Raw genomic sequence first — 16,927 nt, 5'->3', positions numbered from 1 at the left:
AAAACTGTTAGGCTGTTGGCTGAGACTTGAAATAGGCGATGTTGTGAGTAGGCAGAGTGTGGGTATAGGAAGTCAGCAGCTGACTGCGTCGAACCGGCGTGAGATTGAGCGTTTTATAGAGGCCTGCTGGTTGGAGAAGGGAGTGTCCGATAATACCCTGGATGCCTACCGCCGTGATTTGATTACCTTTGCTGTTTTTCTTGCCGATGATGCTTTGCTGGCTGTCGTCGCGGCGCAGATCGAGGCCTTTATGGCCTCTCGGGCTGAGCAGGGGGTGTCTGCCCGCAGTGTTGCACGAGCGCTATCCTGTCTGCGCAGTTTTTATCGTTATCAGTTGCGCCAGGGCGCTATCGTTGATGACCCGGTGGCGACGATCGAGGCGCCGAAGCTGGGTAAGCCGTTGCCCAAAACGCTGTCAGAGGCTGATGTCGATGCCCTGTTGGCGGCACCGGATGCCGGCGACGCCCTCGGTTTGCGCGATAAGGCGATGCTGGAGTTGTTGTACGGTAGTGGTCTGCGGGTGACGGAGCTGGTCAGTGTGCAGATGTCGATGGTGAACTTTTCGGCTGGCGCATTGAAGGTGGTGGGGAAGGGCGGCAAGGAGCGTTTGCTGCCGATAGGGCAGGAGGCGCTGTACTGGCTTGAGCGCTTCTGCCGCGAAGCCCGGTTGGGTTTCTTTTCGGGCGAGGCTGGCGAGGTTGTCTTTCCGAGCTCGCGGGGGCGGCAAATGACCCGGCAGACATTCTGGCATCGTATTAAGCGCTACGCGCTGGAGGCGGGCATACAGAAGAGCTTGTCGCCGCACACGTTGCGCCATGCCTTTGCTACCCACCTGCTCAATCACGGTGCCGATCTGCGGGTGTTGCAGCTATTACTGGGTCACAGTGACTTATCGACCACTCAAATCTATACCCATGTTGCCAAGGCGCGATTGCAGTCGCTGCATGATCAGCACCACCCTCGGGGTTAGCGATTGCTGTTGTCGTCACAGGATGATGTGATCTCGTTGGTGGGTGGCGGAACTAACGGTTGATTGGCGACTCTAATGCTATTAGGGTGATGCCAGTAAAACGAATTATTAATAAGTGAGTAGGATATGTTAAAGGCGGGTGTATTACAGGTTGTATTGATTGTTGCTGTGTTGATATCGGCGTTTTCGGTACAGGCGGCAGAGGCGGTGATCGATAGCGATCAGGTATTGGCCAGGATTAAGCAGTCGCGCCCCGATCTGCAATTTGGCGCAGTCGAGCAGAGCCCAATGAAGGATATCTACCAGGTGCAGATTGTGAATGGGCCGCTGTTATACATTAACCCGCAGGGAAGCCACTTTGTGGCCGGTGAGCTATTTGAGGTGGCACCAAGCGGCGTGGTTAACCTGACCGAAATGGCGCAAAACGCGCCCCGTAAGGCCTTGATGGCCGGAGTGGATAGCAAGGATATGATTATCTTTGCGCCAGCGGGTGAAACCAAGGCAACGGTGACCGTGTTTACCGATGTTGACTGTTACTACTGTCAGAAGCTGCATCAGGAAGTCCCGGCGTTGAATAAACTCGGTGTTGCCGTGCAGTATATGGCCTATCCCCGTGCCGGTATTGGCTCGGAGTCCTATAACAAGATTGCCAGTGCCTGGTGTGCCGATGATAAGCAGGAGGCGATGAACAAACTGAAGGCGCGTCAAAATATTGCCAAAAATGTCTGTGCCGACAACCCGGTGGCCGAGCAGTATGAGCTTGGCGGTCGGATGGGTGTCAGCGGTACGCCGGCGCTGGTGCTTGAGGATGGCAGTCTGGTGCCAGGTTATATGCCGGCCAACGAGCTGGCTAAGCGTCTCGGCATTCAGTAATCGTAACGACCGAGGCGGCCGTCGCAACTGCGGCGGCTTTTTTTTGTCTGTGAATTGCTGTTGATCGTCGGAACAGGGCTGCGGTCTTTGTCGCTATATCTTTAGTATTTACCGAGGCAAAAAGAGGGTACAATACGCTGCAAATTTTAGCTGTTTAGGTTGTGGCGGCGGTTGTGAGGCATTTTTTGACCTGTTTTAAGCCGGTTGCAGTCTAATAAACTATTAAAAATCAAATGACTTGCTAGTCATATGCACTATTTAGATGTTGATTGAGGATGATATTTTGAAACCAGTGAAAGTCGGGCTATGTGGCTTGGGTACTGTCGGTAGCGGTACTGTAAATGTGTTAACTCGCAACGCGGCTGAAATTGCAGCGCGTACTGGTTGTGAGGTTGTTGTTGAGCATATTGGTGCTCGCCGCGATAACCCCCATTGTGATACCTCAAACATGCAAGTCAGCCGTGATATTTTCGCCGTTGCAGAAGACCCCAATGTCGATATTGTGGTTGAGCTGATCGGCGGTTGTGACATCGCCAAAGAATTAGTGTTGAAGGCTATTGCCAACGGTAAGCACGTGGTGACAGCCAACAAGGCGTTGATTGCCTTGCACGGCAACGAAATTTTCGCTGCGGCAAAAGAACAGGGTGTCAGTGTTTGCTATGAGGCCGCTGTCGCCGGTGGCATCCCAATCATCAAAGCACTGCGTGAAGGTTTGGCTGGCAATAAGGTCGAGTGGTTGGCCGGTATTATTAACGGCACGGGCAACTTTATTCTGACCGAAATGCGCGACAAGGGACGTGCCTTCGAAGATGTGTTGAAAGAGGCGCAGGAGCTTGGTTATGCCGAGGCTGACCCTACTTTCGATGTCGAGGGTATCGATGCGGCGCACAAGCTGGTCATACTCGCCTCTATTGCCTTTGGCATTCCGCTGCAATTTGATAAGACCTATACCGAGGGCATTACTAAGATTGCCAAGGCCGATGTCGAGTACGCCGAGCAACTGGGCTACCGTATTAAACACTTGGGTATTGCCCGTCGTCAGCAGAACGGCGTCGAACTTCGCGTTCACCCGACACTGATACCCGAAAAGAGCTTGATCGCTAACGTTCACGGCGTGATGAATGCGGTGATGGTTGAGGCCGATGCTGTTGGTCCAACACTGTATTACGGTGCCGGTGCTGGTGCTGAGCCTACCGCCTCTGCGGTGGTCGCCGATATCATTGATTTGGCTCGTGGCATTGAGTCCGATGCCGATCACCGTGTGGCTGCGCTTGGCTTCCATGCCGATAAAATGATGGATACCGCTGTCGTCAGTGCCGAGCAGTTTGAAAGCGCTTATTACCTGCGTATGTCAGTCGATGACAAGCCCGGTGTGTTGTCATCTGTGGCACAGGTGATCAGCGAGGAAGGTATCAGCATCGAGGCGTTGATTCAGCAGCAGCCGGTCGATGGCGAAGAGACCGTACCGATGATTATTTTGACCAATAAAACAATCGAGAAAAATATGGACGCAGCGCTGCAAAAGTTGGCGCAGCTGAGCAGTATTCAGGGCGAGGTCGTCCGCATCCGTGTCGATTCGTTAGACGCTTAAGGCGTTAGTTAGCAAGCGTCATCATAGTTCCCGGCTGCGGCCGGATTAAAGAATGTAAAGCCTAAGCCTCCGCAAGGGCATAATAGACAAGGTGTAATATGCGATATATCAGCACACGTGGCCAGGCACCGGCCCTTGGTTTTGAAGATGTTTTACTGACCGGCCTAGCCCCCGATGGCGGCCTGTATGTACCTGAAAAGATGCCGACGTTTAGTCAGCAAGAAATCGCCGCCATGGCGTCGATGGAATACCCCGAATTGGCCTTTACCATTATGAAGCCGTTCATCGACGGTGCCATTGGTGATGAAGACTTTAAGCGGTTGATCGATGAAAGCTATGCCACCTTCCGTCACAAGGCTGTGGCGCCAATGGTGCAGCTGGGTAAAAACGAGTGGGTGCTGGAGTTGTTCCATGGTCCGACACTGGCTTTCAAAGATTTCGCGCTGCAGTTACTTGGCCGTCTGTTCGACTTCGTGTTAAAGCGTAAAGACGAGCGTGTGGTCATTATGGGGGCCACCTCGGGTGATACCGGCTCTGCCGCCATCGAGGGCTGTCGCAGCTGTAAGAATATCGATATCTTTATTCTGCACCCGCACAACCGCGTCTCCGATGTACAGCGTCGTCAGATGACCTCGGTACTGGAAGATAACGTCTTTAACATTGCCGTCGAGGGTAATTTCGACGACTGTCAAAACATGGTCAAGGCCAGCTTTGCCGATCAGTCATTCTTGCCGAACGGTCGTCGTCTAGCGGCGGTTAACTCGATCAACTGGGCACGCATCATGGCTCAGATTGTCTATTATTTTTGGGCTGGCCTGTCTGTTGGCGCGCCAGAGCGCAAGGTGGCCTTCAGTGTGCCCACCGGTAACTTCGGTGATATTTTTGCCGGTTACCTGGCCAAGCAAATGGGCTTGCCGATTAGTCAGCTGATTATCGCCACGAATAAAAACGATATTCTGCACCGCTTTATGTCGCAGAATAAATATGAGACCCATGGCTTGGAGCACACTCTGTCGCCAAGTATGGATATCATGATTTCATCAAACTTTGAGCGTGCGCTGTTTGAACTCAGCGGTAAGAATGCCGATAAGATTAATCAGTTCATGACCGACTTCGCTGCGGGTTCCGCTTCGATTGGTGATGACGCCTTTGCCAAGGCGCGAGAGTTGTTCGATAGCTATGCTGTTGATGACGCACTAACTGTCGAAACTATTCGCCGGGTCTATGAGGAGAGCGAGTATTTACTCGACCCACACAGTGCCATCGGTGTTAAGGCGGCGCGCGAATGTGTTCGCGACAGTGCCATCCCAATGATTACCCTGGCGACAGCGCACCCGGCTAAATTTGCCGATGCAGCCAAGGCGGCGGGTCAGGAAGATGCGCCGGCGCTACCACACCACATGGCTGATCTGATGAGTCGTGAGGAGCGCTATACGGTTAAGCCCGATGACTTGGCTGTTATTCAGCAGTTTATTGCAGACAGTCTAAAGTAACGGGATTGTCTGTTGCGCGGCAAAAACCACCGAGATAACTTGGTGGTTTTTTTTTATCAGAAAAATATAAAAGAGCAGTGATAATGAAAAAAATCGTGAAAGCCCTTGTCTTGTCTTTGATTGTCCTCATCTCTGTACTGGTGGTTGCGGCCAATACCGGTGAGGCGAAGCAACATTTGATCACCACCACCGTGGTGGTCGAACAGCCTATTGCTGAGGTTTGGCAGCAGTTACAGGACTTTACGGTGGCGCATAATTATGTGCCGAATATTGTCGATACTCAGGTGGTCAGTGAGCAGCTAACCGGCTTGGGGGCTTCACGTCAGGTGTATAACAGCGATGGCAGCTATATTGTTGAAACAATTATAGAGTGGCAGCCAGAGCAGGGTTTTTTGCTGGCTCTGGAGGAGCAGGGCGGACCGGTTAAGCCCTTTGTTTTTTCACAGTTCCGCTATGCCTTAGAGGGTATTTCCAGCGATCAAACCTGGGTCAGTTTCACCCTGTATTATCAGCTGCCCTGGGGCAATCTTGGCGAGTGGCTTAACCGCTATTTGTTGGTGGAATATCTTCAGCGCAGTCAACCAGCTATCGCTGCAGGATTCAAATATTTTTATGAGCAGAAACAGCCGGCCACCGATGAAGATCGTTCGGCTTACCAACGCTTTACCGATGTAACTCAGGTAGAATAGTTTTATATTTTTCATAAGAGTCAGCTAAATGAGCAAAACTGTCCGTCGCCGCAGCGCCGATGATAAGGCTATTGAGTCTTTGATGGCCGAGGGAGTAGAGCCCCTGCTAGCGAGAATCTATGCCAGCCGAAAAATCAATGCAACGGTTGAACTCGAGCGTCAGCTGGCAGGGATGTTAATGCCGGCGACTTTTAAAGGCATGGACTCAGCGGTTGCCATACTGGTCGAGGCAGTCGAGCAGCAGCGACAAATTGTCATTGTGGGTGATTACGACGCCGACGGTGCTACCAGTTCGGCCTTATCAATTCTGGCGCTGCGGGCAATGGGCCTGGCGTCAGTTACCTACTTAGTCCCTAACCGTTTTACCCACGGTTATGGCTTAACGCCACGCCTGGTCGATGAGGCCAAGGCGCTGGGTGCTGAACTTTTGATTACCGTCGATAATGGTATTGCCGCCATCGCCGGTGTCGAGGCTGCCCATGCGGCGGGCATGAAGGTGGTGGTCACCGATCATCACCTGCCCGGCGATACATTACCGGCTGCCGATGCCATTGTTAATCCCAGCCAGCCCGGCTGCGGCTTTGCCAGCAAGAATATTGCCGGCGTCGGGGTGATTTTTTATGTGATGGCGGCGCTGCGGGCGGCGTTGGTTGCGCGTGGCTGGTTCAGCAATCAGGGCATGGCGGTGCCTAATATGGCAGACTATCTCGATATTGTGGCGCTGGGTACCGTCGCCGATGTGGTGCCACTGGATAGAAATAATCGTATTTTGGTGCACCAAGGTCTGGCACGCATTCGAGCGGGTAAGGCGCGGCCGGGAATTTTGCATATTTTAGAGTTGGCCAAGCGTAGCTATCACCGTGTGGTGGCCAGTGACATGGGCTTTGCTATTGGTCCGCGACTCAATGCCGCCGGTAGGCTGGATGATATGTCGCTGGGTGTCGAGTGCCTGCTAACCTCTGATGCCATTCGTGCCGCTGAAATTGCCGCGGAATTAGATGGTTTGAATCAGGACAGAAAAAGCATCGAAGGCTCGATGCAGCAGGAGGCGGACCAGGCTCTGGCTCGGTTGCAGGTTGATGAGGCGGAACTGCCCTGGGGAGTCTGTCTGTTCGATAAGACCTGGCACGAGGGAGTGATTGGTATTCTCGCGTCGCGGATTAAGGATAAACATCATCGGCCGGTGATTATTTTTGCCCAGGGCGATGATGGCGGGGTCAAAGGCTCGGCGCGCTCGATTGCCGGCTTTCATATGCGCGATGCCATTGCCGCCATTGACGCGAAGAACCCGGGCTTGATTCATAAGTTTGGTGGCCATGCGATGGCCGCCGGTTTGACCATTGCGCCGGAAAACTACAACCTGTTCAGTCAGCTGTTTGATCAGCAGGCGCGCAACACCCTGGACGAGGACGAGCTACAGGCGGTGGTGCTCAGTGATGGCGAGTTGGGGCCGGAGCAATTTACTCTCGACCTGGCTCATCGTCTGCGTGAGGCTGGTCCCTGGGGGCAGCGCTTTGCCGAGCCGGTGTTCGACGGCGAGTTTACCCTGGTGCAGCAACGCTTGGTTGGTGGCAGTCATTTGAAGATGGTATTGGCGCCCAGTGGTTTCGATGGCATGTTAATCGATGCCATCGCCTTCAATATTGACCCTAAGCAGTGGCCAAACCTGGATGTTAACCGTGTGTCGCTGGCATATAAGCTGGATATCAATGAGTTCCGTGGTAAACAGACGGTGCAGTTATTGGTCGATTACCTCGCCGTGGCTTAAACATCCCTAGAGCTTTGTGGGATATTGGGGTAAAATCGGCTGTTTTCCGCCCGCTATAGGCTCAGCCTCTGGCGGCGTCAGCGGCTTGGAATTTTGGGCTGCCATCATATTATCTTTTGCGAGTGAATTATCCGATGTTAGAGGTCAACAGCCTAAGTAATGGTATTAAAGATATCCGTCAGCGTGCTGAAACGCTTAGGGGGTATCTTTGACTACGACAACAAGAAAGAACAATTAGTCGAAGTTGAGGCCGAGCTGGCCGAGCCTACCGTCTGGGACGATCCCGAACGTGCTCAAAAACTGGGTAAAGAGCGCTCAGACCTCGAGGCCGTGGTTAAGACCATCGATGATTTGACCGAAGGTGCCGATGATTTAGACGTGATGCTGGAGATGGCTCGCGAAGAAGACGATGCCGAGGCGCTCGAGAGTGGCTTGGAGGAGTTGGCCGACTATCAGGCCCAGCTTGAGAAGCTCGAATTTCGCCGGATGTTCTCCGGCGACATGGATGCCTCTAATGCCTACCTTGATATCCAGTCGGGTTCCGGCGGCACCGAGGCTCAGGACTGGGCTGAAATGATTCTGCGCATGTATCTGCGCTGGGGAGAGGCCAAGGGCTTTAAGACAACATTGGAAGAGTGCTCAGCTGGCGATGTCGCGGGCATCAAGAGCGCCACGATTCGTTTCGAGGGCGACTATGCCTTCGGCTGGCTGCGCACCGAAACCGGCGTCCACCGTCTGGTGCGTAAATCCCCCTTCGATTCGGGCAGTCGTCGCCACACCTCATTCAGTTCGGTGTTTGTGTCACCGGAAATTGACGATAATATCGAGATTGATATCAACCCATCGGACGTTCGCACTGACACCTACCGCGCCTCAGGTGCCGGTGGTCAGCACGTTAACAAGACTGACTCGGCGGTGCGTTTAACCCACGAACCGACAGGTATTGTGGCCGAGTGTCAGAGCCAGCGGTCACAGCATAAAAACCGTGATCAGGCGTGGAAAATGTTACGGGCAAGGCTGTATGAGCAGGAAATGCTTAAGCGTAATGCCGATAAACAGGCCCAGGAAGACAGCAAGGCCGATATCGGCTGGGGCAGTCAGATTCGCTCCTATGTACTCGATGATCAACGTATTAAAGATCTGCGTACTAATGTCCAGACCAGTAACTGTGGTGCGGTGTTAGACGGCGATCTCGATCAATTTATCGAGGCGAGTTTGAAAAGCGGTCTGTAATATCGCCGACCTATTTAGCGGTGATAATGCCATGATGGGATTGTCACCAGAACAACGATTTTTGGTTAATAGTGCCTATAAGCGGCCGTGAGAGAGTAAAGACTATGGCAGACAACAAGCCAGCACAAGATGAGAACAAGCTAATTGCCGAGCGCCGCTCAAAGCTTGACGAGATGCGTCAACAGGGCAGCGCCTTCCCCAACGATTTTCGTCGTGATGCCTATGCGGCAGATCTTCAGGCAAGCTGGGGCGAGAAAGAAAAAGTCGAGCTAGAAGAGTTGGGCAACCGTGCCAGCATCGCCGGTCGTATCATGGCCAAGCGCGGGACCTTCTTGGTGTTACAGGATGTCAGTGGCCGTATTCAAGTCTATACCGATAAGAAAATTCTCGGCCCTGAGATGGTAAAAACCGTCAAGGGTTGGGATATCGGTGACATCATCGGTGTCAGCGGCTTGATTCATAAGTCGGGCAAGGGTGATTTGTATATCAATGCTGAGACGATCCGTTTGCTGACCAAGTCTCTTCGCCCTCTGCCGGATAAGCATCATGGTCTACAAGACCAAGAGATTCGTTATCGTCAACGTTACATCGATCTCATCGTCAATGAGGAGTCGCGTAAGACCTTCCGAATGCGCTCGGCGATCGTCGCGGCTATTCGCCAGTATTTGGGGGAGCGTGAATACCTCGAAGTTGAAACCCCGATGATGCAGGCCATCCCCGGCGGCGCCAGCGCCAAGCCGTTCGAGACGCACCACAACGCCTTAGACCTCGACATGTATCTGCGTATTGCGCCGGAGCTTTACCTCAAACGTCTGGTTGTCGGTGGTTTTGAGCGTGTCTTTGAGATTAACCGTAACTTCCGTAACGAGGGTTTGTCGACCCGCCATAACCCAGAATTCACCATGCTGGAATTCTATCAAGCCTATGCCGATTATAACGACTTGATGGATATTACCGAGGGCATGCTGCGTTTTGTGGCCGAGACAGTATTAGGTCAGACGACGCTGAACTATCAGGGCAGCGAGTACGATTTCGGCAAGCCGTTTATCCGCATGAGTGTGTTCGATTCAATCCTGCACTATAACCCCGAACTGACGGCGGAAGAGTTGGCGACGGAAGAGGGTGCCCGCGCTATTGCCAAGCGCTTAGAAATCCCGCTAAAAGACAGCTGGGGTATCGGTAAGGTACAGATCGAAATATTTGAGGAGACGGTTGAAGAGCGTCTCGATCAGCCGACGTTTATCACCGCCTACCCAACAGAGGTTTCGCCGCTGGCTCGCCGTAGTGACAGCGACCCAATGGTTACCGACCGTTTCGAATTCTTTGTCGGTGGCCGTGAAATTGCCAACGGCTTCTCAGAGCTTAACGATGCCGAGGATCAGGCGGCGCGATTCATGGACCAGGTAAAAGAGAAGGAAGGGGGTGATGATGAGGCAATGCATTACGATGCCGATTATATCACTGCTCTGGAGTACGGCTTGCCACCCACTGCGGGTGAGGGTATTGGTATCGATCGCTTGGTGATGTTGTTCACCGATTCGCCATCGATTCGCGATGTGTTGTTGTTCCCACATATGCGCCCACTCAGTTCATCATAAAAGAGGACGATATTTTGCAACAGGAAACAATTAGCGTTAACGGTTTTGGTTTTGAATGTCTGGTGGCTGGCGAAGAAGGTCAGCCGCTGGTAATTATGATGCATAATTTTTTGCAGACGAATCAGCAGTGGCGTCAACAGATTCCTGTATTAGCGAAAAACGGCTACCGGGTACTGGCACCGAATATGCGCGGTGTTTCCCCGCAGGCGAGGCCGGAGCAATCCTCCGCTTACAGTAACGATGAGATGATTGGCGATGTGCTGGCGCTGGCTGAACATGAGGGTGTAGAAGCCTTTCATTTAGTCACCCACGGCTGGAGTTCGTTGATTGGTTGGAATCTGGCAGAAAATAATGCCGAAGCATTATTGTCGTTTACTGCACTATCGACGCCTCATCCTATCGCATTGAGCAAGACCGTCGGCGATGAGCAGGCGATGCTGGATAAAATCGCCTCGTTTTGCAGTGACAATGCCTCCGTTCGGTTGTTGGCCAATAACGCAGAGATTCTGAGGACATATTATCAATCGTACGGTGTTGAGGATGACATCGCTGATTTATACCTCAGTCGTTATGGTCGCGCCGAAGCCATTCAGGGTTTTGTTCATTGGCACAGTATGCAGTCTGATGAGTTGGCTGAAAGCTTGCAGCCTGTGCAGGTGCCGACGCTGTATATTCGTGGCAGTGAGGATTCTTTCTTCGGTGAGAAGGCGGCAGCACTTTGTGCCGACGGTGTCGATGCCCCGTATGCTTATGTGTTGATTGACGGTGCGGGTCATATGCTCGGTGAGCAGGTTGCTGATCGACTAACAGATGAACTGTTGTGCCACTTGAATAAACTGAAGGCCGCGGCGTAAATGGATATACATAACGACCGACGTGAGTATTTACTATCGGGTTTGACGCGAGAAAGTCTTGCAGAAGACCCAATGGAGCAGTTTGAACACTGGTTGGGAGAGGCCAAAGCCGCGGCGATTAATGATCCGACTGCGATGATGGTCGCGACAGTGGATAATCATGGTCAGCCCAGTCAGCGTACAGTATTACTGAAGCAATTTGATCAGCAGGGCTTTGTATTCTACACCAATCTAGAGAGCAAAAAGGCGCATCAAATTGCCGGTAATGACCGGGTTTCTTTGATCTTTCCTTGGCTGAGCCTTGAGCGCCAGGTGATTATTGCCGGTCGAGCAGAGCGTGTTAGCACAAAAGAATCGTTAGACTATTTCTTGTCTAGACCAAGAGATAGTCAGCTTGCCGCATGGGTTTCCCGTCAGAGTAGTCCGGTATCGAGTCGTGCCCTGATAATGGAGAAATTCTCCGAGATTAAATCACGTTTTTCTAACGGTGAAATACCTCTGCCTAAGTTTTGGGGCGGGTACCGTGTGGTGCCAGAGCGGATCGAGTTTTGGTCCGGTGGTGCAAAGCGTATTCATGACCGCTTCGAATATGTAAAAAATGACAGTGGTCAGTGGCAAATAGAACGGCTTCAGCCCTAAGCATTCGTGTTAGAGACCCTCAATGATAATCATAAGTCTACTTAAGACTTCAAGTGACGTTTAAATGTTAAACCCGATGGCCTTTTTACAGCGCCGAAAAATGCTATTGATTATTCTCTCGCTAGTGTTTTTTGTGATTTTACTCTTGGCAAAAACACCGGCACAGTTACTGGTCAATATTGTGCAGTCCGCTGGCGTGCCTGTTTTCGCCAGCGGCGTCAAAGGGACTGTTTGGCAGGGTAGAGCGGAACAATTAGCTATTCCCTTGCAGCGAGATCAATACTGGCAGCTCGGTGAGGTTGAATGGCAGCTCAGTGCTTGGTCGCTGTTGTTGGCAAAGGCCAATCTACATGTACACAGCCGTTATCAGCAGCAATCGGCCAGTATCGTATTGTCGGTCAGCCCGTCGACGGTGGTTGTTTCGTCGGCGGATATCCGCGCACCTGCTGCGATTGTGACGCAATTTTTGCCGCTGCTGCCTAATATAACTGGTGCGTTGAGATTGACAATTGATGAGGCCGTCATCGATATAAACCAGCCGTTGATTGAGAGCTTAACCGGTGAGTTGCATATTGGCAGCCTGTCAGTGGCACAGGATATCTTAGTCTACCTTGGGGATTATCGACTCGATGTAGAGATACAACAAAATGCACTCACTGCGCAGTTGAAGGATAGCAATGCCACCGTTGGCATTAAGGGCAAGGCGACAGCGGCATTGGGTGGTGGCGATTATACTGTCGATGTGACGATAATACCGACGATTCGCACCGAACAATCTGTCTTAAACCTTTTGCAGCTGGTTGCTGTTCAGCAACACAATGGTAGCTTCGAGCTGCAACAAAAGGGACGAATGTAAATATTTTATTCCCCTTAAGGCCGTGTCTGAAGAATAAAGGTGAAAAATTGTCAGTTAGGGGGGGATGACAAATTGTAGCTAACAAAATCACCGTGTTAGTATGGGTAACTAATACAATTCAATAAGAAAACAACCAGTTTGTTGATCCGTCGGCGGATTAGGAGAGAGAGATGAGTGATTTTAAGAAGTACGAATGCGTTATTTGCGGCTTTATCTATGATGAAGAGGCCGGTTTGCCCGATGAGGGTATTGCCCCAGGTACGAAGTGGGAAGATGTACCAGAGGACTGGGAGTGCCCAGACTGCGGTATCAGCAAGTATGATTTTGACGTGATGTAAGCAGCGTTGATCAAAAAAGCGCCTCAGGGCGTTTTTTTTTGCCTTCGATTTCAATATTAACAATTGGTAATTATTGAAAGTTTAAGTATTAACTTTCAATTTTCTTTTATATATTCGGTTGAAGAACTATGCATATGATTATTTATGCATATGAATATGTATGCGTTATGAGCGATTTCGCATAACCAGTTGTCATAATAAAGAGAAGGTCGAGAGATGAAATTCAATAAAAAGCATTTATCAGTTGCTTTACCCTTGCTGGCTTCGATGGCCATGGTGGGGTGTAGCGATGACTCATCGAGCCCCACGCTGCCTCAGGTAGAGCCTAATGATCCGGAATCGGGTATTGAGGAGCCAAGTATTACCTATGGCCCACTGACTGTTGAGCCTGTGGCTATTGCCCCTGCTGATAATGTGATCTTCCTTACTGCTGGTGACGATATACAGTTTCAGGCGCAGGAGGCTGCCTTAACAGCTTTGCCAGGCACCACGATTGTATTTCCCGCTGGTACCCACGTTTTTACCGACGAGTTGATTATTAATACCTCACATATCACCTTGGCCGGTATGGGTATGGATAAGACCATACTCGACTTTACCAATCAGCAGACCGGTGCTCAGGGTATTCTATCCTTCGGCGATGAATTTACCGTGCAAGATTTTGGTATTAAGAACGCTGCCGGTGATGGTATCCGCATCGAGGGTGTTACCGGCGCGTACATTAAGCGCATGAAAGTAGAGTGGACCAATTTAAGTGATCCGGATAACGGTGCTTATGGTCTCTACCCGGTACAAAACTCTAATGTTCTGATTGAAAACAGCATTGTTATCGGCGCCTCGGATGCCGGTATTTATGTCGGTCAATCTAAGCAAATCATCGTTCGCAACAACATCGCCAGCGAAAACGTTGCCGGTATTGAGATCGAAAACTCTCAAGATGCTGAGGTTTATCACAACATCGCCACCAACAACACCGGTGGTGTTTTAGTCTTTGACCTACCTGGCTTAACGCAGGAAGGTGACCGCGTCAGCGTTCATCACAACCATATTTATGACAACACACTAAAGAACTTCGCCCCGGCGGGTAATATTGTTGGCATCGTACCCTCTGGTACCGGCATGTTATTGATGGGTGGTACTGACCAAGTACAGATTCACGATAATATCATCACCGGCCATCACACCATGAGTGTCGGTATCTCCAGCTATTTGGTTACCGGCTACCCATCGCCCGAGGGCTTTGATGAGTTCCCAGGTTCTGCCTATGTGTTTAACAACACCATGGACCAGCCTAAGGAATACGTCTATGACGGCACCGACTTGAACTATGGCATTATCAACTTATTTGAAAATGTTAATGATAACGCAGAGCCCGCTGAGATTATCTACGACGGTATCGCCGAGATTATCTTCAAAGGCCTGCAGGGCCTAGACAGCCTGCCAGAGGGTGATCTCTGTATTGGGCCGAACTACAACAGCGCCGGCGATGAGACCTTGTTTGCCAACCTGAAACTGTGGTCAATGAATGACAATGGTGTGCCCAACGGCAAAATTAATTACGATCGCAGCGGTTACGACTGTAGCTATGAGTTGTTGAGTGAGGTGACTCTGCCTGAGCCGCAGCCCGTCCCCGATATTATTCGCTACACCCCCGAGCAAATATCTGCGCTGTGTAATGCCGATACCGGCAATGCGGTCAACTGGGATGCATTGGTTGTCGACTGTCCGAATATTTCCGATTACAACCTGTTCTCAGACGCTACCAGCCCACTGAGCGCAGGCAACAGCAATGGTATTGCTTATGATTTAAGCACGCCGCTGTTCTCTGATTACTCTAAGAAGCATCGTGTTGTTTTTGTCCCTGCTGGGGAAAAGATTGATTATGACCGTGTCGAAGGTGATGCCTCCGATCGTAACATGGAATACCCTGTTGGCACCGTGATTGCCAAGACATTCTATTTTGAAAACCTGGCGATGGAACAGGATGTCGTAGAAACACGTCTGTTAATTAAACGTGCCGATCGCTGGCAGCGTCTGCCCTATATTTGGCAGGGCGATGATGCCACCTTAGAAATCGGTGGTGGCTCGAGAGAGGTAACCTATGTAGACGACAACGGTGCTGAGCAGCAGACTGTTTATGAAGTACCCAATAGCAACCAGTGTTCTTCGTGTCACGGTGTCAAAGGTCTTGATAAGCCACTTGGCCCGCAGCCGCATTACCTGAACTATGCGGATCCTATTGCCAGCGGCAAGAACCAACTCATGCACTGGGCTGACTCCGGTATTCTAGCCAACCTACCGATGAATGATGGCGATACCGCACCGGCTGATGATGTCCCTGCCTTTGCTGCCTGGGATGATGATACCGAGTCGTTACAGGATCGTGCGCTGAGCTATCTCGATGCCAACTGTGCCCACTGTCACTCCAAGGGTAACCGCGCCGACAGTACCGGCCTGCACCTTAACCGAGATCGTATTGCCGCCGGTGGTACAGTCGACAGAAGAACCGGTATCTGTAAGATGCCAGTGGCAGCCGGTCATATCGATGATCTGAACTACGACATTGTTCCTGATGAATCGGCTAAGTCGATCTTACACTACCGTTTAAACAGTGTTGACCCGTCGGATAAGATGCCAGAACTAGGCAAGAGTGTAGTTCATCAGGCTGGTGTTGATCTGATTCAACAATGGATTGACGGTGGTTTGGTTGCCAACCCTAATGATGCCGATGACTGTTAAGTCTCGCTGTTAGTGATAGAAAAGGCCGGTATATCCGGCCTTTTTTTTGTCTGCTGTTTCGCTATTGTTCACGGCATGACAAACCCGTAGGCAAAAATAAACCCGCACTTGGCGGGTTTATTGTTATCCGGTAACTAATCAGTGATTAGTAGCCGCACAGTGTGGCGTAACGATCGCGGTGGAAGCCGGCATCGCCGAAGATCTGCATGGCAACACGGGCGCGCTTCAGAAAGAAGCCTATTTCCAGCTCGTCAGTGACACCGATACCACCGTGCATCTGAGTGGCTTCGTTAGTAACCAGCTTGTAGACATCGTTGAGGCGGGCCTTGGCCAGACTGGCCATGGCAGCAGTGTCCATGCGATCGTCATCGATGGCGCTGAGCGCATCCATCACCACAGAGCGCGATAGCTCAAGTTCGCAGTACATTTCAGCACAGCGGTGTTTCAGCGCCTGGAAGGTACCCAGCTTAACGCCAAACTGTTCACGGTCGCCGAGGTATTCAACTGTACGGCTGAGGCACTCTTCGGCGCCGCCGAGCATTTCAGCGGCAAGATAAATACGACCACGATCGAGGGTCTTGTCGAGAGCTGCCCAAGCATTTCCCTCTTCGCCAAGTAAGCAGGCCGCGCTGACCTGTACCTTGTCGAAGCTGATATTGGCGGCGTTGCGGCTGTCGATCAGATGGGTGCGGTTGTGGCTGATACCCGCGGTGTCGGCATCGACTAGAAAAAGGCTGATGCCTGCAGCTTCGCCGGCTTGGCCGCTGCTACGGGCAACGACAACCAGTTTGTCGGCGCAGTGGCCATCGAGGACAAACTGCTTGTTGCCATTGAGTAGATAGCCATCGGCATTCTTCTCAGCACTGAGTGCAACACCGGTGGGGTTGTGATGGTTGCTTTCTTCAAGGGCAAGGGCAAGGGTTAGTCCGCCGCAGGCAACCTGAGGCAGTAGCTCAGTCTTTTGCTCTTCACTGCCAGCGAGTTCGATTGCCGAGGCGCCAAGCACAATAGAGCTGAACAGGGGGGAGGCGGTCAGGGTGTGGCCACTTTCTTCGGCAATGGCGCCGAGGCCAAGATAACCAAAGCCAAGGCCGTCATACTGTTCGGGAATGGTTACCATGGCCCAGCCAAGCTCGGCCATCTGCTCCCACAGTGGCTGGCTATAGCCGAGGGCATCGTTATCGTCGCGGAGTTTTCGCAGCGCTTCGACCGGTGCGTTTTCATTTAAAAATGACTTGGCGGCGTCTTTTAATTGACGCTGTTCTTCATTAAATACTAAAGACATA

The 16,927-nt window shown here is 51.5% G+C and carries 14 protein-coding genes; 13 read left to right on the top strand and 1 reads right to left on the bottom strand.

The features are described 5' to 3' along the window. The first annotated feature begins 43 nt into the window (after window positions 1-43). The 13 genes from xerD to L9P87_RS04335 all read left to right on the top strand — a co-directional run bounded on the left by xerD (window position 44) and on the right by L9P87_RS04335 (window position 15,641). Window positions 44-970, top strand: a complete 927-nt coding sequence (xerD, locus tag L9P87_RS04395; protein ID WP_237443458.1) for a site-specific tyrosine recombinase XerD — start codon at window positions 44-46, stop codon at window positions 968-970. A 126-nt stretch (window positions 971-1,096) separates the two neighbouring features. After that, window positions 1,097-1,843 carry a DsbC family protein gene (locus L9P87_RS04390; RefSeq protein ID WP_237443457.1) on the top strand — a complete coding sequence of 249 codons (747 nt, stop codon included), beginning with the start codon at window positions 1,097-1,099 and terminating at the stop codon, window positions 1,841-1,843. Between the two features lie 283 nt (window positions 1,844-2,126). Continuing rightward, entirely contained in the window at window positions 2,127-3,434 is a 1,308-nt protein-coding gene (locus L9P87_RS04385; protein ID WP_237443456.1) for a homoserine dehydrogenase, read from the top strand. A gap of 98 nt (window positions 3,435-3,532) precedes the next feature. Next, window positions 3,533-4,927, top strand: a complete 1,395-nt coding sequence (gene thrC, locus L9P87_RS04380) for a threonine synthase (RefSeq protein ID WP_237443455.1) — start codon at window positions 3,533-3,535, stop codon at window positions 4,925-4,927. Window positions 4,928-5,010: 83 nt separating this feature from the next. Continuing rightward, window positions 5,011-5,616 carry an SRPBCC family protein gene (locus tag L9P87_RS04375; RefSeq protein WP_237443454.1) on the top strand — a complete coding sequence of 202 codons (606 nt, stop codon included), beginning with the start codon at window positions 5,011-5,013 and terminating at the stop codon, window positions 5,614-5,616. A gap of 28 nt (window positions 5,617-5,644) precedes the next feature. Further along, complete coding sequence (gene recJ / locus L9P87_RS04370; RefSeq protein ID WP_237443453.1) at window positions 5,645-7,384, top strand: single-stranded-DNA-specific exonuclease RecJ; 1,740 nt, start codon at window positions 5,645-5,647, stop codon at window positions 7,382-7,384. Window positions 7,385-7,518: 134 nt separating this feature from the next. Next, window positions 7,519-8,617, top strand: a protein-coding gene (gene prfB, locus L9P87_RS04365; RefSeq protein WP_237443452.1) for a peptide chain release factor 2 whose coding sequence is annotated in 2 segments (ribosomal slippage) — window positions 7,519-7,593 and window positions 7,595-8,617 — 1,098 coding nt in all. Because the reading frame shifts where the segments join, the coding sequence is not laid out codon by codon here. Between the two features lie 104 nt (window positions 8,618-8,721). After that, window positions 8,722-10,215, top strand: coding sequence for a lysine--tRNA ligase (lysS, locus tag L9P87_RS04360; RefSeq protein ID WP_237443451.1), 1,494 nt, complete (start codon window positions 8,722-8,724; stop codon window positions 10,213-10,215). Window positions 10,216-10,229: 14 nt separating this feature from the next. Next, the gene (locus L9P87_RS04355) at window positions 10,230-11,069 is read left to right on the top strand and encodes an alpha/beta fold hydrolase (RefSeq protein WP_237443450.1); all 840 of its coding nucleotides are present in this window, start codon (window positions 10,230-10,232) and stop codon (window positions 11,067-11,069) included. Continuing rightward, on the top strand, window positions 11,070-11,708 hold the full coding sequence (gene pdxH, locus L9P87_RS04350) for a pyridoxamine 5'-phosphate oxidase (RefSeq protein ID WP_237443449.1): 639 nt from the start codon (window positions 11,070-11,072) through the stop codon (window positions 11,706-11,708). It abuts the gene before it with no gap. 64 nt (window positions 11,709-11,772) lie between these two features. After that, window positions 11,773-12,564 carry a type II secretion system protein N gene (locus tag L9P87_RS04345; RefSeq protein ID WP_237443448.1) on the top strand — a complete coding sequence of 264 codons (792 nt, stop codon included), beginning with the start codon at window positions 11,773-11,775 and terminating at the stop codon, window positions 12,562-12,564. Window positions 12,565-12,734: 170 nt separating this feature from the next. After that, the gene (locus L9P87_RS04340; RefSeq protein WP_237443447.1) at window positions 12,735-12,902 is read left to right on the top strand and encodes a rubredoxin; all 168 of its coding nucleotides are present in this window, start codon (window positions 12,735-12,737) and stop codon (window positions 12,900-12,902) included. A 216-nt stretch (window positions 12,903-13,118) separates the two neighbouring features. Then, window positions 13,119-15,641 carry a parallel beta-helix domain-containing protein gene (locus L9P87_RS04335; RefSeq protein ID WP_237443446.1) on the top strand — a complete coding sequence of 841 codons (2,523 nt, stop codon included), beginning with the start codon at window positions 13,119-13,121 and terminating at the stop codon, window positions 15,639-15,641. A 145-nt stretch (window positions 15,642-15,786) separates the two neighbouring features. On the opposite strand, the gene L9P87_RS04330 is transcribed toward L9P87_RS04335, so the two are convergent. Then, window positions 15,787-16,926 (bottom strand): acyl-CoA dehydrogenase family protein, encoded by a 1,140-nt coding sequence (locus L9P87_RS04330; protein ID WP_237443445.1) that lies wholly within the window; start codon window positions 16,924-16,926, stop codon window positions 15,787-15,789. Window position 16,927 lies beyond the last annotated feature (1 nt).

Source organism: Sinobacterium norvegicum, assembly GCF_923077115.1.
Classification (GTDB): Bacteria; Pseudomonadota; Gammaproteobacteria; order Pseudomonadales; family Sinobacteriaceae; genus Sinobacterium; species Sinobacterium norvegicum.
Note: the sequence above shows the minus strand (reverse complement) of the source record. Positions and strands in the feature narration are given on the sequence as shown.